The sequence below is a fragment of the Wolbachia endosymbiont (group B) of Longitarsus flavicornis genome (genome assembly GCF_964028135.1).
GTDB lineage: Bacteria > Pseudomonadota > Alphaproteobacteria > Rickettsiales > Anaplasmataceae > Wolbachia.
Genome location: NZ_OZ034758.1, coordinates 1,171,305 through 1,197,975, shown reverse-complemented (window position 1 = coordinate 1,197,975; position 26,671 = coordinate 1,171,305). Strand labels below are relative to the sequence as shown.

Below are 26,671 nucleotides of genomic sequence, written 5' to 3'. Positions count from 1 at the left end.
GACTGTGTAGTAATGCTCCTTATTAATTGATTTTCTGCGCATTTCCTTGAGAAAAAACATCACTTAATGAAGAGCTCACTGATGAACTTCTAGACAAGCTTCTACTAGATAAGCTTCTAGATGAGCCAGATGACAGCCTTGTATCCCTGTTTCGAGCTTTTTCGTTACTATGTTTCTTATTCTGCTTATCTTCAATGTTGCGTTCCTCCTTAAACTTTTTACAGAAAGTGCGAAGATATTTTATTTCGCCTTCCTTTTCTGTAGTTTCGTTTATTTTATCGATTAAGCAAATCAGATTTGCTATTGAGAATCCCTTACTAGCCTGTACAAGAATTTTCATATCGCTATCTTTTAATTTTTCGAGCCGTTCTTGTAATATTTCTTGACGTGTATCGTCTTTATCCAGCCCAGGAACCTCAATACACTCCAAACGACCACCCCTAATAAGCGCAGGATCTAAATGATTCTTATGATTAGTTGCAGCAACTACCGTTATATTTTTTAAGGATAAAAACTCTCGATCCAATTTAGTGAGTAAATGAGTTAAAGGTCCTGCATTCTCATTACCAGTTCGCTTTTTGCCAATGCCGTCAACCTCATCTATAAAAATTACACAAGGACTATTTGTCTCTGCTTGCTCAAAAACTTGATCTATATTCTTTTGATTAGATAAGCAAGATGCAGGAACAGATATAAACGCAAACAGAGATTTAGTTTGATTTGCAATTGCCTTACTAATACTAGTCTTACCAGTTCCTGGTGGACCGTACAAGAGATATCCTCTGCCTTGTAACTCACAAATCCCTTTCAATTTTTCTTTTATGTCATTTGGTAATATAATATCACTAAATGTTGTATTCCACCCTCTTTCTTCACCTTTTGCATAAAATTCCATACTCAACTTTTCTTCTACTTCATCTATTGCAGTACTATTAATTAACTGTGCAGAAAGGTCACCAACCACTTTTTCTAACCCCTCCACTTTATCTTTCGTTACAAAACTATCTGAAATTCTCTCGACTTTTTTTTCTAGATCACTAAGCTTCTTTTTATTTTCTTTAGCCTCTTCATTCTCTAATTCTTCTTTAATTGGAGCTAGCGTATTTTCTTCTTTCCTTGACTCTTTATTTAGCTCTTCAACTTCAGCTTTCGAGTTTTCTTGAGATTTTTTATTTTGTTTAATCATTTTATATGAAAACACAATTACTACTGCAGAAAGCGCAAATAAAATAAAAATAACAGGGGGAGCTATATTTAAAGCTGCAACTGAAGATAAAAATGCAACGTAAGGAGCTACAGCAAAAACTCCAGATGTAATTAATGTAAGAGAAGCAATAGCACCAGCTATAAGAAAAGGTATATTAGTTCTACTAAACATATTTTAGTTTATAGATTAATAGTTGATTTTTAAATAATACAAGCTTTTTATAGTAAAGCAAGACTAACTTAAGGCATCCTTAATCAATCTATAATTGAGGTATTATGAAGTATTAAGAGATATAAGATGGTATGTTGTATTTTTAATTCAGTGTTCTTTTTCTATCATTCCAGGGTACTGGAATGATAGATGCTATGATAAGAAATTCAATAACTTAAAGTAGGTAATTAAAGCCTCTAATTAAGATCTAAATCTATAGTTATTATAAGCAACACTAAAGAAGTGCGGAAGTAAAAATTTACGAAAGAGCATTATGTATACATATGCTTTGTAGTTCTACACTTTGCCACCCTTCTGTTAAGCTTTGCCTCCCTTCCATTACGTTTTGTCGCTCTTTTATTTCTTTTATTTCGTTATCGAATGTTGATATTAGATATTTAGCGTAACCAGATGTTAATGCTGTTGATGCAGATACAGCTATTGCTGCCATAACAGATGTTAATGTACCTTCCATTGTCTCGGTTATAAAAAGTGTCGATGCTAAAAAATTCCCGAACATGGCAACTAAGCCACCAACAACTACACTACCTTGAACTACTTTATTTTTTAAAAACCCTTTTATACTCTCTACCATATCTTCTTGGTGATTTATAATGGCATAATACAAAGGAGTTTTCTGCAAACTATCTTTTTCATAAACATCTGCACCTCTGTCTAGTAGAGCATCTACTATCTCTAAATAGCCATTTTTAGCAGCATAATGCAAAGGAGTACAACCATTTCCATCTTTTATATTAGTATTTGCACCTCCGTATAGTAGAGCATCTACTACATCTATGAAGTTATATATAGTAGCATAATTTAAAGGAGTACGACCATTCCCATCTTTTATATTAACACCTGCACCTCTCTTTAGTAGAACATTTACTACATCTATGAAGTTATATATAGTAGCATAATGTAAAGGAGTCCGATCATTTCTATCTTTTACATTAACACCCGCACCTTTTTTTAGTAGAGCATTTACTACATCTACACATCCACTATAAACGGCATGATGCAAGGCAGTCTCTCTATTTTCACCTTCTACATGAACATCCGCATGCCTATCTAATAAAACATTCACTAAATCCTTACAGCCAGCTGCTGCAGCTGCAATTAATAATGTAAATTCGGCATCAGGATCACTTTGGATGAATGTATGATTTATACTAAAATTTTTATTTTTCCACTCTTGATACGCTATTGTATCTTCCCTTCGCAATACCTCTTTTATTTTATTAATTACGTTATCTTTATTTACACTTGCATCTTTATCAATTACACTTAATATTTTTTTCAGATTTTTAAAATTCATCTTTACCTCCTATAACTTTACGTTGCAGTTACTACACAATTACAAACAAAAGTAAACACATTTTTAGGAATTATTTAAAAAAAGAAACCATTGAAAAAGTCAGTAATTTACAATAAATAACTGATACATTTAATTGGAAGAAATATGTGATGTAACTATAGCCATTATAAACAACAACAGAAAAAACACGGAAGTAAAAAATTTATGTTGATCTAATCATATTTATTATTACCATCATTAGCATAATTATAAACATGGGAAAGCAAATACAAGTCAACTTATCTAAAAAAATAGTGAGAGGGTCTTATCTGGCGCAAAATGGATGGCCAACCTTAGTGAAAATTATTTTGCATCATTGAATAATAACAGCATTAAACCAGCCAGCTCTATAAGAAAACTAATAGAGGCTTTTTTACTTGTTCCAATTATTATATCCAGTGCTATTACACTAGCATGTACCTATTTTTTCTGAATGCAGTGAGTATTCAAAAATATGATTGCAGCTTTGAATAAGGGAAAAATTATGGCGCCTATGATTTTTGAAGGCCATTGCGATACAGACGTTTTTAATAGCTAGTTCAAGCTTTTTGCTGGGTGATTTTGGATAATGCAACTTTTCATAGAAAATAAGTGAATTTGTTAAAAGTGTCGGTGCTGAAGTTATATATCTGCCTCCATATTCTCCTGATTTTAATCAAACCATTGGTTTGTTATAAAAAAAGCTGATTTTCATATAGTTCTTGCAAGCGATAACACTCTTACTTCTCTTGCACCAGAGTTTAAAATTTCCTGAGAGCAAGACCTTGCGGTTGCGCCAGTTGTTACTACATCATCAACCAATATCACGATTTTGTTTTTGATAATTTCGCTGTTGCTTACTTTAAAAGTATTTTTCAAATTTTTTTCACGCTGTTTAAGTGAAAGACCAGCTTGAGGTTTGGTGTGACGAATACGTTTTATTGCAAATGGTGTATAAGATAAATTAGATAACTTACTTAATTCCTTCGCGAGCAATGCTGCTTGATTATATTTACGTTTAAATAAGCGTATTTTATGTAGCGGTATGGGAACTATGACCTCTGCATTTTGAAACATGTCTTTGTTAGCTTTGTACATCCACTTTGCATAGACTTTCACATAATTTAAATTATCAAAAAATTTAAAATTTATAATCATATTTTTGCTATGTTCATCATAAGCAAAAACTGATCTTAATACTTTAAATGGTAGAGGGTTGCTGATGCACTTACCACATGTATAAATGTTATCTGGAATTACTACACCACAAACATTGCAGTAATGCTTAGTTAAGAAACTAACTTTTTTGTTGCATTCACTGCATAAATCATAACTTTTATCAATTATACGTTCACAACTTACGCATACGTTTGGAAATATGAGATCTGTAGCTTTTTTTAATAAGAGAAGATTCATGAATTAAATATGTTAGGTATACCTTTTAAAATGCTCCTCATAACCTAATTATTAAGAAATAGTCGATACTTGATCCAATAAATATGTTTTAAGATACTTGCCTGTAACGCTTTTTGGAGTCTGTGCAACTTTTTCTGGAGTTCCTACAGCAACCACTTCGCCACCTTTTACTCCACCCTCTGGACCAATATCTATTATGTAATCAGCAGTTTTTATAACATGTAAATTGTGCTCAATAACTATAACAGTATTTCCTAAATCAACTAGCCTATAGAGTATTTTCAGTAAATTATTTACATCTTCAAAATGTAACCCAGTTGTTGGCTCATCGAGAATATACAATGTTTTCCCGGTAAATCGCTTTGATAGTTCCTTAGACAGCTTTATTCGTTGTGCTTCACCCCCGGACAACGTTGTTGACGACTGTCCAAGCGTTATATAGCCAAGCCCTACTTCCTGTAAAGAAATCAACTTTTCCTTTATCATTGGAAGATTTTCAAAAAAGTCACATGCTTGATCTATTGTCATATCAAGCACATCAGAAATTGATTTTCCCTTGTAAGTAACTTCCAATGTTTCTCGGTTATACCTCTGTCCTCTACATTGCTCACATTTCACATAAACGTCCGGTAGGAAATGCATCTCGATCTTTAAATGCCCATCACCTTTACAAGCTTCACATCTTCCTCCCTTGGTATTAAATGAAAATCGGCCTATATTGTAACCTCGTGCCTTCGACTCTGGGAGACCTGCAAACCAATTTCTGATGTGAGTAAACATACCAACATATGTTGCTGGATTTGATGCTGGGGTCCTACCAATTGGCGATTGATCAACTTCTATAATTTTATCTATATACTCAAGGCCTTCTATTTTGTCGCATTGACCATGCCTTGCAGATGAATGATTTATCTTGTGTGCTGAGTATTTATATAATGTTTCTATCACTAAACTTGATTTCCCTCCTCCTGATATTCCAGTAACACAAATAAAATTCCCTATAGGAAATTCAACATTTATATTTTTTAAGTTGTTCTCACAAGCATTAACTACCTTTATGAACTGAGTTGTTTGCTTTCTTCTTTTTGAAATTGAAATTTCCTTCTTTCCACTTAAATACTGTCCTGTTATGCTTTCTGAATTTTTTTGTACCTGATCTGGTGTTCCTTCTGCAACGATTTTTCCTCCATTCACGCCAGCTCCAGGACCAATATCAATCACATAATCAGCAGCCATTATTGTGTCTTCATCATGTTCAACAACAATCACAGTATTACCCATGTCTCTCAGATTTTTAAGTGTGGTAATTAATCGATCATTATCACATTGATGAAGGCCAATTGAGGGCTCATCAAGCACGTATAGCACTCCTGTTAAACCAGAGCCAATTTGCGAAGCAAGCCTGATCCTCTGGCTTTCACCACCAGAGAGAGTGCTAGATTCACGGTCAAGTGTAAGGTAATTTAGCCCTACATTCTTTAAAAATGTCAGCCTTTTGATTATTTCGTTTAATATTTTATTTGAAATTTGCCTTTGTTGTTCTGTAAGGTTGTCTGATAAATTTCCAAACCACTTAAGGGATTCATCGATGCTGAGCCTTGATATTTCACCTATATGTTTTTCGTCAATTTTCACTGTAAGTGCTTCTTTTCTCAATCTATAGCCAGCACATTCTTTGCAGTCAGTAACAGAACAATACCTATCAATAAGTGATGCATCGTAATCCATCTGGCGTTCTAGGATACTGACCAAACCTTGAAATTTCATTTCTCTAGAGCCAAAAAGTATTAAATCCTTCACTTTTTGGTCTATATTCTTCCACGGAACATCAAGGCTAAATTTGCAATTTTCAGCCAGTGATAGAATTGCATTTTTTAGCAATCCATAGTTTGTATGCACTTGACGGAACATTGATCCAATTGGCTTTAAAGCACCTTCAGATATCGAGAGCGTTTCGTCTGGCACTATTAGCTTTGCATCAACACTTAGTTTTTTACCGAGCCCACTGCATGAACTGCATGCACCGTAGGGGCTGTTAAAAGAAAACAATCTTGGCTCTATTTCTTCAAGAGTAAAGCCAGACTCAGGACATGCAAAATTCTCTGAGAAAGTTAAAGTTTGACCATTTTTATACTCGGAATTGTGGTTATCAGGTAAGTTCACTATTTCTGCATACATTAAGCCATGGCCCAGCCTCAATGCTGATTCTATACTGCCTGGTAGTCGATTTCCTATATCATCTGACATGGAGATTCTATCTGCAATAACAAAAATATCATGTTTCTTGTTTTTGTCGAGTTTAGGCAAGTCATCTATATTGTATGTTTCACCATCTATTTTTAGTCTCACGTAACCCTGCTTTTTAATTTCCAATATCTCTTTGAAGTGCTCTCCTTTTCTGCCACGCACAATAGGAGCAAGTATATATATTTTAGTTTCTAAAGGTAATGCTATAATAGTATCTACAATTTGAGATACAGCCTGTTTCGTTATTGGCAACCCAGTTACAGGCGAATAAGGTATTCCCACTCGTGCATATATCAAACGTACATAATCGTAAATTTCAGTAACGGTTCCAACAGTTGATCTTGGATTTTTTGAGATCGACTTTTGATTAATTGATATTGCAGGAGAGAGGCCTGTGATTGACTCAACATCTGGTTTATCTTGAATATTAAGAAATTGACGTGCATAAGCCGATAGACTTTCGACGTATCGGCGTTGGCCTTCTGCATAAATCGTATCGAATGCAAGGCTAGACTTACCAGAACCACTTAGTCCAGTTATAACAACTAACTTATTTTTTGGTATATTGACATCAATACCCTGCAAATTATGCTCTCTTGCACCTTTAACTCTGATCATACTTCATGTACCTTTGACCATTACAGCCTCAAAATACATAAACTCACAACAACTTGCTACTAATTTTTTCAACTGTTATGGAAAGCGAAGTAGCATAACTAGTGCAAAACATTTTGCCACACAACTATATGAACATCTGTTTTCGCCAAGTTAGTTCGTACAACAAATGGTGTCATAAAAGTATGTTTTCTACAATCTCATCAAAAACATGCTTACCAATTTTTGGAAACAGGAAATTTTATTTTATATAAAACATAGAATTTCGATAAATTTAACTTTTTTATGTAACTGTGCGGTAATGATAAATAAATTAGGTGTAAAAGTTATGGCAATAGAAAAGGAAAAGTTTTTTGAAATAATAAATAAAGTAAGCAAGAGTGAAGATTTGAATAAGGATAATTTACTTAAAAAAATAGTAAGTGAATCAAAAGAGATAGACTTAAAAGTATATAACGCGTGTAGTGGCTTAAAGGACAATGTGCTGCCTAATAAGACATTCATGATACAAGATTTAGATAAAATTGCAGGTTACACATTGTTACATCTTGCTGTGGAATGTAACAGCGTACCAATAGTAAAACTCCTACTAAAAAAGAAAGTAAAAGTTGATGAACAAATGTCGGGTGATGTTAATTCTAAATTCACTGCTTTGCACATTGCTGCTTTGCGTGGTCATAAAGAGATAGTTCAGCTTTTATTGAACAATAACGCAGATCCTTCACTAAAAGATAGTCGAGGCCGAACTCCAAGGGATATTGTCGGCGATGTAGAAGGTAAAAAGGCTATAATAGGAATGTTAGAGGCAGCAAGTTCTTTGACAAGAGATAATGAGAATACGAAAGCATCAGTAGTGGAAAGAGTGCGAGTATTGGAAAAACGTCAGAAAGAGAACAATAATGAAAACAATATAAACAAAGTAGATGATGCATTAGAAGGAGAACAGGCTATAAGAGAAATAGAACAAACTTATTTGCACAATCAACATCCAGAGCAGTATACTACATATAATGAGGAACGGACCTTTTTAAATAAAAGTAGTAGTGAAGACAGCGGAATATGTTTTTATGCAGATAAATCTGAAGCTTTAAGCCAATCTATATTAGAAGATGGAAAAGACATTTATGCACAAGATGAAAATGGATATACTCCTTTACACCATGCTGCTGCAAATGGTGATGTAAAGAATGCAAAGTCTCTAATAGATAATGGAGCAGGTGTTAATGCACAAGATAAAGATGGCGTGACCCCTTTACACCATGCTGCTGCAAATGGTGATGTAAAGAATGCAAAGTCTCTAATAGATAATGGAGCAGATGTTGATGCACGAAATAGAGATAAACATACCCCTTTACATTATGCTGCTGTGCATGGTTATGTAGAGATTGTAAAGTATCTAATAGATAATAGAGCAAATGTTAATGCACAAGATGAAGATGGACATATCCCTTTACACTTTGCTGTTAAATATGACAATAAAGAATTAGCCAACCTTTTGATAAAACATGGAGCAGATCGCTCATTGATAAATGATGAAGACCTAATAGATAAACTAAACAGTATGTGTGATCAGCCATCTGAGGTTGTACCTAGTACCTTTTCTCATTCCAAAACACACAACGCAACGAAAACTACAGAAGAAACAGAAAAGGTTAAAAAACGTAAAGTTAAATTAAAAAAATTATGTGCTCAGCTAAAGGAAGAGAACCAATCACTAAAACAAAAAATACAAGATCTAGAAAGCGAAAAAGCAACGCTTAATAGTGAATTAGAAGAAAACGAAAATAAGCATTCTAAAATAAAAGTGTTGTTAAAAAAAGCGCAAAAGGAACTAACAGAATCAAAAAGTTGCATAGCTGGACATGAGACTAAGTTGAAAGAATTCAATAAAGAGAACCAATCACTAAAACAAAAAATAAAAGATATGGAAAACGAGAATACAACACTTAATAGTGAATTAAGCAAAACCAAAGCAAATAAAGTATTACTAGAAAAAACAGAAAAAGGACAACTGTCTTTCTTAAAAATTGCTTCTGTAAACTTTGCAATCATGTTGACAGTAGGTGTTGCCTTTAGTATAGCCTTCCAATTACCAATTCTATTGATGATTGCAACTTCTGTGATGTCTTCATTGATAGTCGGTGGAGTTACATACGCACTATCACCGCAACCTACTGAATTAAAAGAAGTAAGTATTCAAGGCTTGATGCAACATGATGTTTATAAAACTTAACTTGTGCGCTTCCTGGTAATTTTGATATAGTTATTTCAGTTGAAATCTACAGGTTTACAAATGGCAATCTTAAGTGTAAGAGAAGCTTTATGCACAGCGATCAGAGAAGAAATGCAAAATGACCCTGATATATTTATCATGGGTGAAGAAGTTGCAGAGTATGATGGTGCTTATAAAGTAACGAAAGGATTACTGAAAGAGTTTGGAGAAAATAGGGTAGTTGATACACCCATTACTGAACATGGATTTGCTGGTCTTGCTGTTGGAGCAGCATTTGCTGGACTTAGGCCAATAGTGGAGTTTATGACTGTTAATTTTTCTATGCAGGCTATCGACCAAATCGTAAATTCTGCAGCAAAAACAAATTATATGTCGGGTGGACAACTTGGATGCCCTATAGTGTTTCGTGGACCAAATGGAGCTGCAGCAAGAGTTGCTGCACAACATTCTCAGTGCTTTGCATCTTGGTATTCGCATGTTCCAGGGTTGAAAGTAATAGCACCTTACTTTGCCTCCGATTGCAGAGGTCTGCTTAAAGCTGCAATTCGTGACCCTAATCCGGTAATATTTCTAGAAAACGAGATCGCTTATGGACATGAACATGAGATTCCTGATTCTGAGCTATCAAATAAAGATTATCTACTTGAGATAGGCAAAGCTGCTGTTATACGGGAAGGAAAGGATGTAACTATCACTGCTTTTTCATTGAAACTAATGGATGCGTTAAATGCGGCAGATTTACTCTCTAGTGAAGGAATAGAAGCTGAAGTTATCGACCTCAGAACCTTAAGACCACTTGATACTGAAACAGTTATTAACTCTATTAAGAAGACCAATAGATTAGTAAGCATAGAAGAGGGTTGGCCATTTGCAGGAATAGGAGCAGAACTCTCAGCCATGATTATGGAACAAGGATTTGACTACCTTGACGCTCCGGTTGTACGGGTAACCGGCAAGGATGTCCCCTTACCTTATGCTGCAAACCTAGAAAAGAAAGCATTACCACAAGTGGAAGATATAGTTGAAGCTGTGCACCAAGTCTGCTTTAGAAAGAAATAGTCCTATTGACTCTTTTTTTTATCTCCCGTTCCACATTCTTCCATAAAAGAGGCATTTGTAGAGTTTATACCACCCATTACTTTTATGACAATAGTTTTAGCGCCAAAAAACACAGCGCAAAATACACCGAGGGCGAAAAGAGCAGGCCACGGCATTCTACCAAATATTGCAAGTAAAGCTGCTCCTATTATCACTACGGTCATAAGCGGTCCCCCTATTCCCCAAACGTAGCCAATAATATTACATATTACTTGAGCAGTTGTATCGTCATTAGAGTTAGCAGCACTTCCAACATGAGAAAAAGAAATAAATAATACTATAAGTAGAATACAAAAAACCTTTCTAATTGTAGGGTTCATCCCTATACCTTAAGTTTAAATATTATAATTATATCTAAAATAGTATAATTTTCAGTAAAACTAGCATTGTGATTTATACAATATTGCATAGCAAATGATGTCTATTGGTTATCAATCACTGTCAATTACTTGAGAGCTTATTTCGACTTTCGAAAAAGAGCAATAACACCCATGAGTAAAATTTCACATTACCACTTTTATGTGTTATGATAAGCTTAAATTTATAAAGAAAATAAAATTGAAAGAATTGAGAGAGAACCGGATAGCAAGAACGAGAAAGTTTTTATCTTCACTGTTTTTTTTGCTACTAATTGCGCTATCAATACGTAGTTTTTTATTTGAGCCATTTCATATTCCTTCTGGTTCAATGAAAAGCACTCTACTTGAGGGAGATTATATTTTTACTAGTAAATATTCATATGGTTATAGTAAACACTCTTTTCCATTTTCTCCAAACATCTTTAGCGGTAGAATCTTTTATACCCCTCCGGAGCGTGGTGATATAATAGTTTTCAAGCCTACAAGAAATGACAGCATTAGATTTGTTAAGCGGGTAATAGGAATACCGGGCGATAAAGTGCAAATGATAGAGGGGGAGTTATATTTAAATGATCAGAAAGTAAAGCGAAGACAAATTGAAAATTTTTTTGATTATGAGTCAAAGCGTAATATAGCAAGATACATCGAAACACTCCCGAGCGGCAAGGAGCATGAAATTCTAATAGATAATCTTTCTAATAAGTTATCATACAATACTCCAGTTTATTATGTGCCTGATGATCAATTTTTTGTTATGGGAGACAATAGAAATAATTCTTTTGATAGCAGGTTTTCTGAAATTGGGTTAATACCAACTGAAAATATAGTTGGACGCGTAAGCATGGTTGGTTTATCGTTTAAATTAGGCAAAGTTGATTGGTTGCCGTTTGATTTTAGGTTACCTATTGCTCTGAGATTTGACAGGGTACTTCACAAAGTTGTATGAACTCTATCTGTCTGCTGATTCGCATAATTCTAAAGCAGAGTTTTCTAACTCAGAGATAGCATTATTAATGTTGTCTAAGTCATTTTCCTGTAAAGCGTCTTTTGCGTTCTGTAGTAAAATTTTTAACTTTTGCTCAGTGGAAACATTTTCAACTAGATGTATGAGCTTGTTACCGTTAATTTTAGCCTCTGCAAGGGAACGAGCCTTCATATCTTCATCAAAGTTACTTACTGACTGATTGACCATATCTTGAATATCTTCTTCACTTAAGCCAGAGCTTGAATTTATTTCAACTGTCTGTTCGACTCCAGTAGTTTTTTCTCTTGCAGTGACAGTCAATATTCCATCAATGCTAACTGTAAATTCTATTTCAACTTTTGCAGAACCTGCAGGCAATTGTGGTATACCTTTGAGTTCAAATCGTGCTAGAGATTTATTATCTTTTATCATTTCACGTTCTCCTTGACAAACGTGAATTTTCATTGCTGTTTGCCCGTTAGCGTAAGTTGTAAACTCTTTTATTTCTGAAACTGGTAGTGGTGTATTTCTTGGTATAATTTTTTCAACTATTCCCCCCATAGTTTCTATGCCAAGTGATAAAGGCAGCACATCAAGGAGAATATTCCTATCTTTTGAGTTTGAAGTTAAATAATGAGCCTGCAAAGCTGCCCCATTGGCAACTGCTTTGTCCGGATCCACATCATTCAGCACTTTATTGCCAAAGAGTTTGATTAGTGAATTTTGCACTAATGGCACTCTAGTTGCACCACCAACTAAAATTACCCCTTTTATATCATCGATTTTAAGATCTATGTTGCTTATAGTACGAGTAACTATATTTATAGTCTTATTAACCAAAGGACTGATTGCTTGCTCGAATTCTTCTTTGGTAATTTTGCACTTAAATAATTCACCATTGATGCTGAATTCAAAAGTGCCAGATGCATTTTCACTTAGGTACTCTTTTATAGCACGTATATTGCAGATACCAGTTTTAGTGTATGAATGTTGTAATTTGTAGGTAGTTGTATCAGATGGTGTCATTCCAGTGCTTGACACTGGAATCCAGTTCTTATTATATAACTTTCTGGTGTGTTCACTTGCAATCAAACTTTCTGGATCCCAGTGTCGGAGCACCGGGATGACACTAGAGCATTTTTTATTTAAACCTACCTGTTCTCTATACTTTTCAAGCACGATTAAACTAAGTAGATGATCAAAATCATCACCACCAAGTTTAGTATCACCACCAACTGCAAGAACTTGAAACACTCCTTGATGTAATTTTAATATTGAAATGTCAAATGTTCCACCACCGAGGTCATAAACTGCATATATGCCACTGTTATTGTTCTTTTCAATGGAGTAAGAAAGTGCTGCAGCGGTTGGTTCATTAATGAGGCGAAGAACATCTATGCCAGCTAATTTTGCTGCATATTTGGTTGCGTTACGTGCTGAATCATCAAAATAAGCTGGTACAGTAATCACTGCTTTGTTAACTTTCATCCCTGTGAATTTTTTTACCCTCTTGCATAGAGTTTTTAGTATCTCAGCAGAGATCTCAATAGGAGTGAGATACTTTTCTTCTGAGCATTTTACCCTAATAACTTTTTCACTTTCGTTATCTATTTCACAATTGATACCTTCTTTATGCAAGTCTTTAACACTTTTACCCATTAAGCGTTTTATAGAGCAGATAGCATTCTTGCTAACATCGTAGCCTACTTTTAGTACATCCTTTTCATATGAAATGACAGAAGGTAATAGTTCACGACCTTGCTCATCTTTAAATATTTCTACATTGCCAGCTTTATTTACCATGGCAATTAAAGAGTTAGTAGTTCCAAGATCTATACCAAAAACCACCTCATTTGAACTTGGTTCAGAAATTTGAACTGGCCGCATTTTCCTTTATCTCCTCAAATGACTTATATAAATATCTCAATCTAAAAACTTGCGTAGCAGCTTCATCAAAATTTTTTGTAGCAAAAGCATTAATTAGGTTTTTAGTACAATCTTTTACCTTTTCATCAATCATCCTACTTGCAAATTGTAAATCATCGCAGTCTAGAAAGTATTCTCTTATTTCCATTGATTCATTTAATATTTCAGGATCAAGATGCTCTTTTTTGCTTTGTACGTCAAAAAGATCCAACAAATGTTCGGCACGCTTTAGCGGTGACTTCAGTACCTGATAAGCTTTGTTGATATTTTCCATATTTTTGGACTCTCTTTCATTTATATCAGTTTTGCTTAGCTCAATATATTTTTTCTCCAGCTCATCAAAGCTGATGTTAAAAGCCGGTTCAATTCCAAATAATGTGAAATGGTTGCTAGACATGAAAACTCTCTCCACAACCACATTTTCCTTTCTCATTAGGATTTTTGAAAATAAAACCTGATGAGAATTTTTCCTCTACATAATCCATTTCAGAGCCAAGGATAAACATGATAGATTTTGGATCGATCAGCACCTTGACTTTTTGATCATCACTGCAGCTTTCTTCAATTACCGACTCCAAAGGACGAACATCATATGCATATTCAATATCATATTTTAAACCAGAGCATCCTTTTTGCTTAATTAGAACTCTTATTCCTATTGCTTCTTCAAGGTTAGCATGCTTCTTTTTGTCCAATAAAAACCTTACCCTCTCTACTGCATTTGCAGTTAGAGTGATAGGTTTTTTAACAGAATTTACTCCTTGAAATTCACTCATATTCCTCAATGTTTTTGTTTATTTTGATAATCATGAATAGCAGCTTTTATAGCATCCTCAGCAAGTACTGAACAGTGTATCTTTACTGGCGGCAAAGACAATTCTTCCACTATTTGAGTATTCTTTATCTTTGTTACATCCTCAATAGTTTTTCCTTTGATCATTTCTGTAAGCAAAGAACTTGAAGCTATAGCAGAACCACAACCAAAAGTTTTAAATTTTGCGTCTTCAATAACACCTTTATCGTTGACCTTTATTTGCAGTTTCATTACATCTCCGCATGATGGTGCACCAACTAAACCAGTACCAACATTTGGATCATTTTTATCCAGAGAACCAACATTCCTTGGATTTTCGTAATGATCTAAAATTTTCTCATTATAACTCATAGATTACCCGTAAACCATTACTTACATTATAACATATTTAGGTTAAAAACTAAAGTAAAATACACTAGCAAGCGGTACATTTTACTCACAAAATATATAGGTTACGAGTGTATTTACTTTACAAATACATATAGTGCATGTCATTCTTTATATGGTAATTTTAGAAGGAGTATTTCTTGAGTTTATTCAGTAATCTTTATCAAGGACTATTAAAAACCTCCTCCCGTTTTAGTGATGGAGTAAAAAATATTTTTTCTGGCAAAAAAAAATTAGATCAGTCGCTTTTAGATGATCTGGAAGAGCTGCTGATTAGCATGGATATAGGTCATAAAACTTCTAGATTGCTTATTGATAAGCTCGCAAGTATCAAATTTGAATCAGAAGTTGAACATAACATTATCACACAGCAGTTAATGAGCGAAATAGAAACAATATTAAACCCTGTTGTGCAGCCGCTCATTTTGAATAAAAAACCACACATAATAATGGTATGCGGAGTGAATGGTAATGGAAAAACTACAACTATAGGTAAACTTGCCCATAAATATAAGGAAAAAGGAAAATCCGTTATGCTTGTTGCGTGCGACACATTCAGAGCTGCTGCGAGTGAGCAATTAAATATTTGGGCAGAACGTTCTGATTGCTCTATTGTTACTGGAGAGCACGGTAGCGATTCTGCAAGTGTGGCATATAGAGCTGTAAATCAAGCGATAAAAGATAGCGTTGATGTTGTTTTGATTGACACAGCAGGAAGGCTACAAAACAATGTAAATCTCATGCAAGAGCTGTCAAAAATACATAGAACGATAAAGAAATTGGATGATACTGCTCCTCATGATGTTATTTTAGTTCTTGATGCAACTACTGGCCAAAATGCTTATAGCCAATTAGAGGCGTTTAGTAAAATGGTTGGTGTTACCGGGTTAATTGTAACAAAGCTAGATGGTACTGCCAAAGGTGGAGTAGTGATTGGGCTTGCAGAAGCTTATAAGGTGAAATTACACGCTATAGGAATTGGTGAAAGTATAGAAGACCTGAGGGAATTTACTGGCAAACAGTTTGCTGAAGCGCTGTTTAAATGTGATTGAAGATCTCTTTTATATGACCAAGCTTAATTATCATGAGAAGCCGTTTTTAGATGGTATCATTCCAGTACTTCCTATCCGAGTAGCCTTTTCTTGTCATCCCAGTCTGGGATCCAGATTGCAAGTGGGTTGGGTGAGCCGTTAACGTATAAAAATTACTTCCGCATATTTTCAATCTCATTATAATTACAAATAGAGATATTTTAAGAGCTCAAAATCTATCTTTAGTCTGCAGACTTTTTAATCAAACTTATTAAAAAATGTATTCTTCAGTGTATATCTGTCGTATGTGCACTGCATTTTTTTTCTAACTCTTTTTTATACAGGAGGATTTTATGTCCAGAATTCCAGATACTTGATCTTTACTTTAGCCAATAAAAATCAATGGGCGCCCATGGTTTTTATAAAGAAAGTATAAGAAAAAAAATATTTTAAAGAATATGAAATAAGGATCTAATATGTTTTGTGGGCAACCAAAAACCACTTCAACTTGCCATGTATACTTGAAAAGTAATTATAATAATATAAATACAATATTTATACTTGTATGCTAATATAAGTATTAGCTTTTAATTAAGGAGTATATTATGAAACAAAAAGCACCAACAGAATATGCAAAGACTCAATGTTACATACAATGTTATAACTACAGAGACGGCTATACAGATCAATACTATCGATGCGTCGACGAATGCATTCAGAGGCACAGTTCTGAAGTTTTTAAACCTCATTCACAAGTTAGTGAGAAATTAGCAGCTAGCGCAAAAAGTCTCTATGATGAGAGCGAAAAATTATTGCTTATAGCAGAGGAAATATATAATCAAGATCCAATGAATTTTTAATTACAGTAAAAACAGTAAAAAAAGAAGCCAGTGTCAGCTACTTGAATGACATTATGGGAGCTGGGATAACATCCTTCTCACAAGCAAAATGTTCATGCAGATAGTATTTAACTGTGATTGAAGATCTCTTTTAACTCTTTTATATGACCAAGCTTAATTATCTCAATATCATGAGAAGAATAATTGCCATTTTTAGGCATAATCGCTTTTTTAAATCCTAACTTTTGTGCTTCCCTTAGTCTGAGATCAGCATGCGAAACATTTCTAATTTCTCCTGAAAGTGCAACTTCACCGCAGATTATTGAAGAAGTTGGTAGCGGTAAATTTACTAAACTTGAAATAAGGGAAGCAGCAACAGCAAGGTCAGCTGATGGTTCCTGTATTTTGAGTCCTCCCGCAATGTTTAGATATACTTCTTTATCATGCAAAAACATTTTACAACGAGCATTTAGCACCGCGATGATCATAGCTAATCTATTAATATCCCAACCAACTACTGCCCTTCTTGGAGTTGCCATATTAGTCCTTGCTATTAATGCTTGCACTTCCATTAAGATTGGTCTTGAACCTTCAACTCCTGCAAATACGGCGCTACCCACTACTTCTTTATCGTGTGCAGTTAAGAATAATGATGATGGATTATCAACAGGCATGAGTCCTGCTTCAGACATCTCAAAAACACCAATTTCATTTGCAGGGCCAAATCTATTTTTAATAGTGCGTAAAATGCGATATTGATTACTATTTTCACCCTCAAAATATAGTACTGTATCTACCATATGCTCCAGGGTTTTAGGTCCTGCTATTTGTCCATCTTTCGTTATATGGCCAACTATTAAGAGAGAAACACCATATTGCTTTGCAAGAACAGTCAATTCATGAGCGCAGGTACGGACTTGAGTTACAGTTCCTGGTGCTGATGTGACTTTGCTATCATACATAGTTTGTATAGAATCAATTATCAAGAACTTAATACTTTTATTTTTCCTTATTGTTGCTACTACATCAGTTAAAGATACTGTAGATAAAAGCTTAATTTTAGGTTCATTTATCTTAAGACGCTTTGCTCTGAGGCTCACTTGCTCTAAAGATTCCTCGCCAGATACATAAAGACATTCAAAAGAGGAAAGTTGTACAACATTAGCTGCAATCCTAAGCAAAAGAGTAGATTTTCCAATTCCAGGTTCACCACCAATTAAAATGCTAGCACCTTGAACGATACCTCCACCAAAAACTCTATCTAACTCTTCTATTCCTGTTAAAAAACGATCGGGGGTAATAATTTCACTATCTGATAACGCTTTTATTGAAATTGGTGCAGATGTACTTCTCGTTTCTGTTTTTAGTACTATTTCTTCGACAACCGTATCCCAACTGTCACATGCAATACACCTTCCTACCCACCTTCCAGTGCTATGACCGCAGAATTGACATACGTATGCAGTTTTCATAAAAGCCAAAATTATAATTGTAATAAAAATTAGCTAAATAAGTGAAATAAATTTAAATAGAGAAAATTACCAATCACACTTTTTATCTTGTGGTTTTATTTGCAATATTGCTACTAAGCTGACTAATAAGCAAAAAATTACATAAAGCCCAGCAGCAAAGTCTATTTTAGGAAACATTATAGTAAACCCAGTGCATATCATAGGAGTAAATCCACCATGCAGGGCATAAGAAATGTTACGTGATAAACTCACACCACTAAATCTAACATTAGTAGGAAAAAGCTCAGCAGTAACTATCCCTATAGGATTAATACCCCTCTCGATTATAGAAAGAGCCATAACACTCAACATGATTATAAGATAGCTTTTATAGTAATATGCAATAGATAACATAGGACAACATAATACCATTGTTATCACTATAAATAAGATTGCAGTGCGTTCTCTTCCTGTTTTATCAGCTAAAATTCCAAGCACTATTGAAGATATCGGCATTAATATACTGGTTATAATGAGTACAACTTCGTTGACATACGTTGTTACATAAGTTTCAACAGACACTATTTCTTTTGCAATTGTTCTAAGAAATATGGTAAATCCAACAGCAACATTAACAGGTACAGATATTAAAATGGCAAGTATCAGGGCTCTTTTATAGCGTTTTGTAAGCTCTATTATTGGTAAATTAGGTAAATTTCTTTGTTCTCGATTTTTTTCATACACTGGAGTTTCTCCTAGTGTATATATACTATATGCGCTTATTAATCCTAAAATGGCTGAAAAAATAAACGGCAGCCTCCAACCCCAAGCGTTAAAATCAGTGGTTTTTTTACAGATGATCACTGCAACCACAGAGAGCAATATGCCAATAGAGCGACCAAAACTTATTATTCCAAAAAACATTCCTAGTTTTTTCTTATTAGGTAAATGCTCTATGAGATAAACAGAGCTACCTCCTTGCTCAGCGCCAAGTGCAACCCCTTGTATCAGATGGATTGTAAGAAGCAACATAGTAGAGGTTATTCCTATTTTACTATAACTTGGAATAAACGCAACGAGACTAGAAGGAATCGATATTAGCAAGATAGCAATCGTTAACGCCATTCTCCTTCCATACCTATCACCAATGTGACCAAATACGAATGCACCAAGTGGTCTTACCATTGCACCCAGTCCTGCAATTCCAAACAATTGCAATATGCTGTAGTAGATATCTTTTGCATAACAAAATTCTCTACTAATTATATTAACCAGATCAATAAAGAGCATATGGTCATACCATATTGCGATTCTACAGAGTATTGTTGCAATCAATACTCTTGTTTGTTGATTGTACACTTAGTTTAATTTGTAAATGTCTACTTATTTTTATTTTGGCTGCTTTTTAGAACTTTGCAACTCAAGCGTATGGCTTATATGTAAATATTATTAAAATTGGAACTTGCATAACCAGCCAGTCTGGGATCAAATAAAAAAATCTGGTCATCCGCTGGAATGACATGGTGGAATGACACCTCTCTTAAATTACTTTAGCTACAAATATCAAGAAATTTACCAAGTAGAAAAAAGACAAAAGAAACCCCCTATTAGCTAGTTGTGACTCCTGAAAATTGGCCTGTCTTAAACAGCCCGTTTCAGCTTATATGGTTAAAAAACTGGAAGTTTTGTAAAGAAATAAGATGCACATAGTGCAAAAAATTAAAAATAAGACGACAACTGCGTTATGCTTTTGTCGTTTAATCTGCACAGACGAAGATAAATAGTATAGCGTTATCCTTATGGTAAGGGAGTTGGGAAAATTTGTAAAGTAGGCTCTTTCATTAGGTTTTTTGCTAACATTAAAACAATTCACTTAAAAAACTGAGAAGACCATTAAAATATTTTTTTACTTTTTATTCTATATATTTCAACATATTACCTTTAAGTACTAATAATTATGGCATTATTGATAGTTGAGTCGCCGGCAAAGGCAAAGACGATAGGTAAATATTTGAGTAAAGAATTTAAAGTTGCTGCATCCTTTGGCCACGTCAGAGATCTGCCAGCGAAGAATGGTTCTGTTGATCCTGATAATGACTTTGCCATGAAGTATGAGATTATTGAAAAAGCAGAAAAGTATGTAAAAGAGTTAGTCAAGGAAGCTAGTAAAACATCAGATATATACCTTGCAACAGATCCAGACAGAGAAGGAGAAGCAATAGCTTGGAATGTGATAGAGGCACTAAAGGAAAGAAAAGCAATCAATGATGAAAGCAACATTCATAGAGTAGTCTTTAACGAAATAACAAAAAGAGCAGTGCAAGAAGCTATAAAAAATCCACGTGAAATTAATATGGACTTAGTGCGTGCACAGCAAGCACGCAGAGCTTTGGATTATCTAGTTGGATTTAGCTTGTCACCGCTGCTGTGGACAAAATTGTCGGGAAGCAAATCTGCAGGGCGAGTGCAGTCTGTTGCATTAAAGCTTATATGCGAACGAGAGGATGAAATCAGTAAGTTTATAACACAGGAGTATTGGAGCATAAAGGCAGAAATGCAAAATAGCAAAGATGAGGCTTTTTTTGCTATGCTAAGCCACTATGACAATAAAAAGCTAGAAAAATTTGATATTAAAAATGAAGAAGAGGCAAAGAACTTAGTCAGGGAGATCGAGTCAAGGCAGTATGCTGTAAGCACAGTAGAACGCAAGCAAGTTAAGAGAAACCCGCTTCCTCCATTTATCACCTCAAGTCTTCAGCAAGATGCAGTGAATAAACTGTATTTTAATGTGAAAAATGTTATGCGAGTAGCGCAAAATTTATATGAAGGTATCAATATTGGTGGTGAAACCGTAGGGTTGATAACTTATATGCGTACAGATGGGTTTCATATTGCAGATGAGGCTATAAACTCAATCAGGGGATCAATTAAGTCATTATATGGTGATAAATATTTACCGCAGTCTCCTCGTAAATATGTAAAAAAGGTCAAAAATGCTCAAGAAGCACATGAAGCAATCCGGCCAACTGATATTAATAGAACACCGGGTAGTATTAAGGATTACTTAACGCCAGAGCAATTTAAATTGTACGATTTAATCTGGAAAAGAACCATCGCAAGTCAAATGGAATCGGCGATTCTTGATCAAGTGGTAATTGGAATTAGTTCTATTGACCAGAAAGTGATTCTGCGAGCAAGTGGATCAAGTATATTCTTTGATGGTTTTTATAAAGTCTATCAAGATAACATGGAAGCCGAAAATGAAGGCCTGCTACCTGCCATGAAGGAAGAGGAAGCGTGCAAGTTGATTTCTGTTGATCCGAAACAGCACTTTACTCAACCGCCACCTCGTTATAGTGAAGCGAGTATAGTAAAAAAAATGGAAGAAGTCGGTATAGGTCGCCCATCAACTTATGCAACAATTATTTCGGTATTACAAGATCGTGAATATGTTTCATTGGATAACAAAAGATTTATTCCAAGCAGCCGCGGTAAGATCGTGACTATATTTTTGGAAACTTTTTTTCAGCGTTGTGTAGAGTATGACTTTACAGCACAAATGGAAGAAAGGCTTGATTCAATCTCAAATGGACATGCAGATTGGAAAAAAGAACTAGGCTATTTTTGGGTGCCATTTTTTAATCATGTAAATTCTGTTAAGCAAATGACACATGATGAGATTTTTAGTGGTATTCATGATTTGGTAGTCAATTGGTTTTGCTCAGAGGAAGGAAAGGAAGAAATAGGTAAAAAATGTCCTAATTGCTCTGGTGGTATATTGAAATTAAATTTTGGAAAAGCCGGTGTGTTTCTTGGATGTTCTAACTATCCTGCATGCAATCATACAAAAGAAATTACGGGCAGTAATGACAATTCAGAATATCCAAAAAGTTTGGGTATAGATGATGTGACAGGCCAAGAGGTAATGATCAAAAAAGGTCCTTTTGGACTTTATCTGGAGTTTAATAGTGAGTCAGAAAAGAAAAAAAAGATTTCTGTACCAAAAGATATAAATGTTAATGATATTGATCTAAATACCGCCACTCGATTACTTTCCCTGCCGAAAATAATCGGAGAACACCCAGAAACTGGAAAGGAAGTAAAAATAGGTCTTGGACGATTTGGGTACTATATTCTCTATGATGATCGATACTTTTCTCTTAAAAAAAGCTCTAAGGAGGTATTAGACACACAATTAAATGAAGCTATACAAATTATTGAGAGCAGCCCACGCAAAGAGCTAAAATCTCTTGGTTTTAATGAAAAGGGAAAAGAAGTTTTTATCTGCAACGGTAGGTACGGATTCTATATAAAATGCGGTAAAACAAACGTTGCTTTGGGCAAGAATGCAGATATTGAAAGTATAGATCTGAAGAAGGCTTTAGAGTTAATTAAGAATAAAAAGTAGACTTCTTGCATAACCATTCTTTATATGTTCTTTATTGTTGTTCCAGCGCTACACGCTGGAACTGAGAAAAAAAGAGACTGAATGACAGGAAAGAAGTTACTGCGGCCGCTACTAAGTCAGCAGCTGCAGTAGTGTAACGCAGACATGCTACCAGGAAAATAGTCTCTATCAGAGTTAAGCTTTGCTTGCAAAATGAAAAGTAAGACCAGCTTCTATACCGTGTGTGTGAAAAAAGCCATTCTGTATGGTAGTAGTCATTTTATTATCACCTGTTTGTTGAGCCATTTTGTTTGTTTTAGTATCCAACTTTAAAGTTTCCGGTTTGTATTCACTGCTACCAATAACACCAAAACCTCTATATCCGATATGCATATTTACATCTTCATTTATATGATAATCAAAGCCAGCCTTTAATTGACCTGCAGGTCTTATTGACGATTTTTCAAACATTGTCATTCTTGTTGCACCAACTCCAATACCAACATAAGGAGAAAAAGAGAAACTCTCACTTTTCCAATGATGATAAACATTTGCCATTACAGATATGTTCTCAATTTTGTCATGGTTAATAATTGATCCATATTGATTGCCGCCTTCTGTGTACGATATTGTCATCTGGCCGCTTGTTAAACGAACATTATCCACTTTCACGGAAGAATACATTCCTTCTAATTCAGCTCTATAGCTATTATTACCTAATTCCCCTGTATAACCAAGTGCTACATTTGCAGCAAAAGGTGGATTATAATCTCCTTCATACTTGTTTAGTAGCTGACCTTCTGTACTCTGAGCACCCCTGTCATTTACAGATACCTTATTGGCATCTGTAGCATCTTTACTTCCAATTTTTGCTTTCAACTTACCAAAGTTCAAATATTGACCGTAATATCTAGTACCAAAGTAAAATCCTTCCGTTTCACTTGCAAAAGATTGTTGTGACAACAATAAAGCAAGTGCTGTAACTGCTAATGTTTTTTTACTCATCATGACTATTCCTCTAGTTAAAATAGCCACTCTAGTACTAATTAATTAAAAATGATTTAATATGAAAAAACTAATTATTTTCTAAGCTAAAAAATAGGTAAAATTAACCTCTATCCTCGATTTTATTGCCGTCTAGTTTGTCCTCATCTTCAAATTCATCATCATCGTCAAATTCATCCTTACTGTCTTCATCATCAAACCCATCATCGTCTTCCTCATCATCAAACCCATCACCACCTTCAAACTTATCATCAATATCCTCGTCTTCAAATCCATCTTCAATCTCTGGCTCATCGTATATTGCATCTTCAGTTTTAGCTTCAACAGGATAATCAGCAGCTTCAATAGCATTACTCTCTTCTTCATTACTAATCTTATCTTTGTTAGCAGCAAAAAAGACCTTGTTTGGATCATATGGCTCTTGTGTAGGCACACGTGTTGGTTTAATCAGCCTTCTTGTGAATGTGCTATCACTATAGTACAAAATTTTCTTTGACTTAATTGGATAAGTCGATTCTATCAAAATTATCTGATCATCACGTGGCAGCATAATAATTTCTTGAGGTAAGAGCAATGCTCTCTGTGTTTCAGAGATATGCAATGATCTTGATGCAGGATTCAAGTCTAAAAATTTAGGTTTGTTTAATGATTCTTGTTGTACAGTTTTGTTTCCTATAAGCTGAGATATCAAATTAGCCGTTTCAATATTATTGGCTGCAAAAGTTATTCTATAGGTTGAGTTTGATAAAAAGGAGTTCATTCCTGCTTCTTCATATATTCCTTTAAGCTGTTCAGTATCTTGAACAATTAAAAATAACCTTACTCGATAGCCACGAAAGTATGCGATGCCCGTTTGAAATTGCTCCATTTTTCCAAGTGTTGGAAACTCATCCATTAAAAATAATACGCCGTAAGGCTCGTCATCCGATGGCAATTTTCTACATAAAAACTCAGTTGCCTGTTGGTAAAAAACCTGCATTAAAGGCCTGAGCCTAGTTAAGTTATCAGGAGTTAAACCAACATAAACTGTAGTTTTCTTCCTTTTAAAATCCAAAATATTAAAATCACTTGATGCAGTTGCAGTATCGATCAATGGGTTTGCCCACAATTCAAGCGACGAGTTCATAGTTGACACAACACCTGATCTTTCTTTGTCAGCCTTTTGCAAAAAAGCTGCAATGTTCATATACGCTACCGGATGTATTATTTTACCCATTGTGTCCAAAACTACAGCAAGATTGTAAACTACGTCATCGCTACGCATCGTACGCACAACCTCACCAAAAGATTTAACTTTCTCTGGTGCAGCAAGTAAATATAGTACCACCCCAACAAATAAGCTTCTTGCTTCGTTTTGCCAAAAATCTTGTTCAGGCATGATTAGGTTAGCTATTTTTTGCACATCGTCAACCATCTGTCCAGGTTTTTCACTAATCCATTCCAGTGGATTATAACAATGGCTTACCCCATCTGGCTGCGCTGGGTTCCATACATATACTTTTTGTCCTTGTCGCTCTCGCCAACCACTTGTTATTTCATAGTTTTCTAATTTTATATCATGAACAATTACCGAATCATTCCAAAATAACAAATTAGGAATTACAAAACCAACACCTTTACCAGAGCCTGTAGGTGCAAAGAGCAATGCATGCTGAAACCCATCAGCAATAAAATATCCTCTCTTATCTTTACCAAGCAATAGACCTTTTTTGCTTCTTAATCCCGCTTTTCGTATGTCTTTCTCTGATGCCCACTGTGAATCTCCATGAAGTGATTCTTTCTTTTTAAATGGCCGCCACTCAATTAGTCTTTCTCTCACATTCCACAAAATAATCATCAAAACAATTTGAGGCAGTAGAGAAGATACAACTAATTTAATTTTGAGCTCAAAGCTATATAGCTCTGGATGATGCCAACAATATTGTATATGATCAAAAATTGTCGGCCAGAGAGCTTGAGGAAAAGGTGTCAAGCTAGGATTAATTGCTCTAAAATCTACACCATCTGGACCGTCAACAAACAGGTAGAATAATATACCAGACAAATAAAAGCAAAATTCAAGTATGCTAAAAGATACTACACCTCCTATGAGAATATTGCGTAGGTGATTTCCATTACTCATAAACTACTTTTTCTTAACTTACGTATAAATTTAAGCATTTTCATTTGAAGATCTAGTAAATAATATTTCAGAAATGCTTCTTTTGCCTCCACTGGTTCTTTTTAGCTGAATAACAATATCAATTACATTTCTAATGTATGGTATGATCTGATCTGGAGGAATGCCAAGATTTGCTTGCATAACCATAAGTTTTATTTGCTCAAGAGCCATTACCGGACTATCCGCATGAAGAGTTGATATTGACCCTGGGTGGCCAGTGTTTATTGCTCTAAGAAAACTAAAAGCTTCTGCTCCACGTAATTCACCAACTATTATCCTATCTGGTCTTAAACGTAAACATGCCTCTATCAAATCTTGAGTGGTCACTTTTGCCCTGCCTTGCCCTCCTTTAGAGGCAATTAAATGGACTTTATTGGGATGATCATTCAAAACTATCTCCCTCGCATCTTCAACAGTAATAATTCTTTCTTCAGATGGAATAGCACGCAAAGTAGCATTAGTAAAAGTGGTTTTACCAGTGGAAGTTCCACCACTAATTATGATATTTTTCTTACTTATTACAGCATATTCTAAAAACTCTTTTATTTTTTTTTGTTTCAGTAGCAAATCTAGGTGACGATCTACTGGATTATCGGTCACTCCTATAACAGTTTCAGAAAAAGCCCCCATTTTTTCATAATCATCCAATGCCAATTGCATAGAAGAAGGTTTACGAATTGAAATGACTACTTTATCAGGCTCACATGCTGGAGGAAACACTATCTGTATACGATAACCATTTGGTAATGTAGCTGAAAGCAGCGGTGTCTCTTCGCTCAGTTTTTGTTCTGTAGCTTGAGCAATCAACCTGCTAAGAGATTTTAAATGATTAAGATCAAATATTTCTAACTTTTCGCATCTTATTTCACCGCGATTTTCAATCCATACTTCCTTCGGTTTATTTATTGATATTTCATTTACACCTTCCTCTTGAAATATCCCTTGTAATGGCTCCAAGTATGTATCAAGTGCAGCATAGTTCATT

Annotated in this window: 20 protein-coding genes and 1 pseudogene; 7 read left to right on the top strand and 14 right to left on the bottom strand. The window is 34.8% G+C overall.

Features of this window, described 5'->3' with window-relative positions; all coding sequences use genetic code 11:
• Positions 1-22 precede the first annotated feature (22 nt).
• Together ABWU45_RS05530 and ABWU45_RS05525 are read right to left on the bottom strand one after the other, a co-directional pair.
• Positions 23-1,378, bottom strand: a complete 1,356-nt coding sequence (locus tag ABWU45_RS05530; RefSeq protein WP_353278139.1) for an AAA family ATPase — start codon at positions 1,376-1,378, stop codon at positions 23-25.
• Between the two features lie 298 nt (positions 1,379-1,676).
• A complete protein-coding gene (locus tag ABWU45_RS05525; protein ID WP_353278137.1) occupies positions 1,677-2,735 on the bottom strand; it encodes an ankyrin repeat domain-containing protein in 1,059 nt (352 codons plus the stop codon).
• A 490-nt stretch (positions 2,736-3,225) separates the two neighbouring features.
• On the opposite strand from ABWU45_RS05525, the pseudogene ABWU45_RS05520 reads away from it, so the two are divergent.
• Positions 3,226-3,433: pseudogene (locus ABWU45_RS05520) on the top strand (transposase); the annotation flags it as partial.
• 31 nt (positions 3,434-3,464) lie between these two features.
• Here ABWU45_RS05520 and ABWU45_RS05515 read toward each other — a convergent pair.
• Together ABWU45_RS05515 and uvrA are read right to left on the bottom strand one after the other, a co-directional pair.
• Positions 3,465-4,169 (bottom strand): ComF family protein, encoded by a 705-nt coding sequence (locus ABWU45_RS05515; protein WP_353278135.1) that lies wholly within the window; start codon positions 4,167-4,169, stop codon positions 3,465-3,467.
• A 51-nt stretch (positions 4,170-4,220) separates the two neighbouring features.
• Positions 4,221-7,034: an excinuclease ABC subunit UvrA gene (uvrA, locus tag ABWU45_RS05510; protein ID WP_353278133.1), complete on the bottom strand. Its 2,814-nt coding sequence runs from the start codon at positions 7,032-7,034 to the stop codon at positions 4,221-4,223.
• Positions 7,035-7,359: 325 nt separating this feature from the next.
• On the opposite strand from uvrA, the gene ABWU45_RS05505 reads away from it, so the two are divergent.
• Positions 7,360-9,264: an ankyrin repeat domain-containing protein gene (locus tag ABWU45_RS05505; RefSeq protein WP_353278126.1), complete on the top strand. Its 1,905-nt coding sequence runs from the start codon at positions 7,360-7,362 to the stop codon at positions 9,262-9,264.
• 60 nt (positions 9,265-9,324) lie between these two features.
• A complete protein-coding gene (locus ABWU45_RS05500) occupies positions 9,325-10,323 on the top strand; it encodes a pyruvate dehydrogenase complex E1 component subunit beta (protein WP_353278125.1) in 999 nt (332 codons plus the stop codon).
• A 2-nt stretch (positions 10,324-10,325) separates the two neighbouring features.
• Here the strand turns inward: ABWU45_RS05500 and ABWU45_RS05495 are convergent, their stop codons facing one another.
• A complete protein-coding gene (locus ABWU45_RS05495; RefSeq protein ID WP_007302624.1) occupies positions 10,326-10,682 on the bottom strand; it encodes a TrbC/VirB2 family protein in 357 nt (118 codons plus the stop codon).
• 199 nt (positions 10,683-10,881) lie between these two features.
• Here ABWU45_RS05495 and lepB point away from each other — a divergent pair, with 199 nt between their 5' ends.
• Positions 10,882-11,667: a signal peptidase I gene (gene lepB, locus ABWU45_RS05490; RefSeq protein WP_007302623.1), complete on the top strand. Its 786-nt coding sequence runs from the start codon at positions 10,882-10,884 to the stop codon at positions 11,665-11,667.
• Positions 11,668-11,670: 3 nt separating this feature from the next.
• On the opposite strand, the gene ABWU45_RS05485 is transcribed toward lepB, so the two are convergent.
• Genes ABWU45_RS05485 through iscU form a run of 4 tightly spaced genes read right to left on the bottom strand, consistent with a single transcriptional unit; the run spans position 11,671 to position 14,776 of the window.
• Positions 11,671-13,572 carry an Hsp70 family protein gene (locus ABWU45_RS05485; RefSeq protein ID WP_353278123.1) on the bottom strand — a complete coding sequence of 634 codons (1,902 nt, stop codon included), beginning with the start codon at positions 13,570-13,572 and terminating at the stop codon, positions 11,671-11,673.
• Entirely contained in the window at positions 13,550-14,008 is a 459-nt protein-coding gene (locus ABWU45_RS05480) for an iron-sulfur cluster co-chaperone HscB C-terminal domain-containing protein (protein ID WP_006012616.1), read from the bottom strand. The genes ABWU45_RS05485 and ABWU45_RS05480 overlap by 23 nt, the downstream gene beginning before the upstream one ends.
• On the bottom strand, positions 14,001-14,387 hold the full coding sequence (locus tag ABWU45_RS05475; RefSeq protein ID WP_006012614.1) for a HesB/IscA family protein: 387 nt from the start codon (positions 14,385-14,387) through the stop codon (positions 14,001-14,003). Before ABWU45_RS05475 ends, ABWU45_RS05480 begins: the two co-directional genes overlap by 8 nt.
• Positions 14,388-14,392: 5 nt before the next feature.
• Positions 14,393-14,776: a Fe-S cluster assembly scaffold IscU gene (iscU, locus tag ABWU45_RS05470; protein WP_006012607.1), complete on the bottom strand. Its 384-nt coding sequence runs from the start codon at positions 14,774-14,776 to the stop codon at positions 14,393-14,395.
• Positions 14,777-14,952: 176 nt separating this feature from the next.
• On the opposite strand from iscU, the gene ftsY reads away from it, so the two are divergent.
• Together ftsY and ABWU45_RS05460 are read left to right on the top strand one after the other, a co-directional pair.
• Positions 14,953-15,864 (top strand): signal recognition particle-docking protein FtsY, encoded by a 912-nt coding sequence (ftsY, locus tag ABWU45_RS05465; protein ID WP_353278121.1) that lies wholly within the window; start codon positions 14,953-14,955, stop codon positions 15,862-15,864.
• 584 nt (positions 15,865-16,448) lie between these two features.
• A complete protein-coding gene (locus ABWU45_RS05460) occupies positions 16,449-16,703 on the top strand; it encodes a hypothetical protein (RefSeq protein WP_265031076.1) in 255 nt (84 codons plus the stop codon).
• A 107-nt stretch (positions 16,704-16,810) separates the two neighbouring features.
• Here ABWU45_RS05460 and radA read toward each other — a convergent pair whose 3' ends face one another.
• Entirely contained in the window at positions 16,811-18,154 is a 1,344-nt protein-coding gene (gene radA / locus ABWU45_RS05455) for a DNA repair protein RadA (RefSeq protein WP_353278119.1), read from the bottom strand.
• 66 nt (positions 18,155-18,220) lie between these two features.
• Complete coding sequence (locus ABWU45_RS05450) at positions 18,221-19,492, bottom strand: MFS transporter (RefSeq protein ID WP_353278118.1); 1,272 nt, start codon at positions 19,490-19,492, stop codon at positions 18,221-18,223.
• A gap of 598 nt (positions 19,493-20,090) precedes the next feature.
• Here ABWU45_RS05450 and topA point away from each other — a divergent pair.
• Positions 20,091-22,541 (top strand): type I DNA topoisomerase, encoded by a 2,451-nt coding sequence (gene topA / locus ABWU45_RS05445; RefSeq protein ID WP_353278116.1) that lies wholly within the window; start codon positions 20,091-20,093, stop codon positions 22,539-22,541.
• 174 nt (positions 22,542-22,715) lie between these two features.
• Here topA and ABWU45_RS05440 read toward each other — a convergent pair whose 3' ends face one another.
• From ABWU45_RS05440 to virB11, 3 genes are all read right to left on the bottom strand, one after another.
• A complete protein-coding gene (locus ABWU45_RS05440) occupies positions 22,716-23,528 on the bottom strand; it encodes a P44/Msp2 family outer membrane protein (RefSeq protein ID WP_353278114.1) in 813 nt (270 codons plus the stop codon).
• 100 nt (positions 23,529-23,628) lie between these two features.
• A complete protein-coding gene (locus ABWU45_RS05435) occupies positions 23,629-25,647 on the bottom strand; it encodes a type IV secretory system conjugative DNA transfer family protein (protein ID WP_353278113.1) in 2,019 nt (672 codons plus the stop codon).
• A gap of 30 nt (positions 25,648-25,677) precedes the next feature.
• Positions 25,678-26,670: a P-type DNA transfer ATPase VirB11 gene (gene virB11 / locus ABWU45_RS05430; RefSeq protein ID WP_353278111.1), complete on the bottom strand. Its 993-nt coding sequence runs from the start codon at positions 26,668-26,670 to the stop codon at positions 25,678-25,680.
• Between the last annotated feature and the right edge of the window lies 1 nt (position 26,671).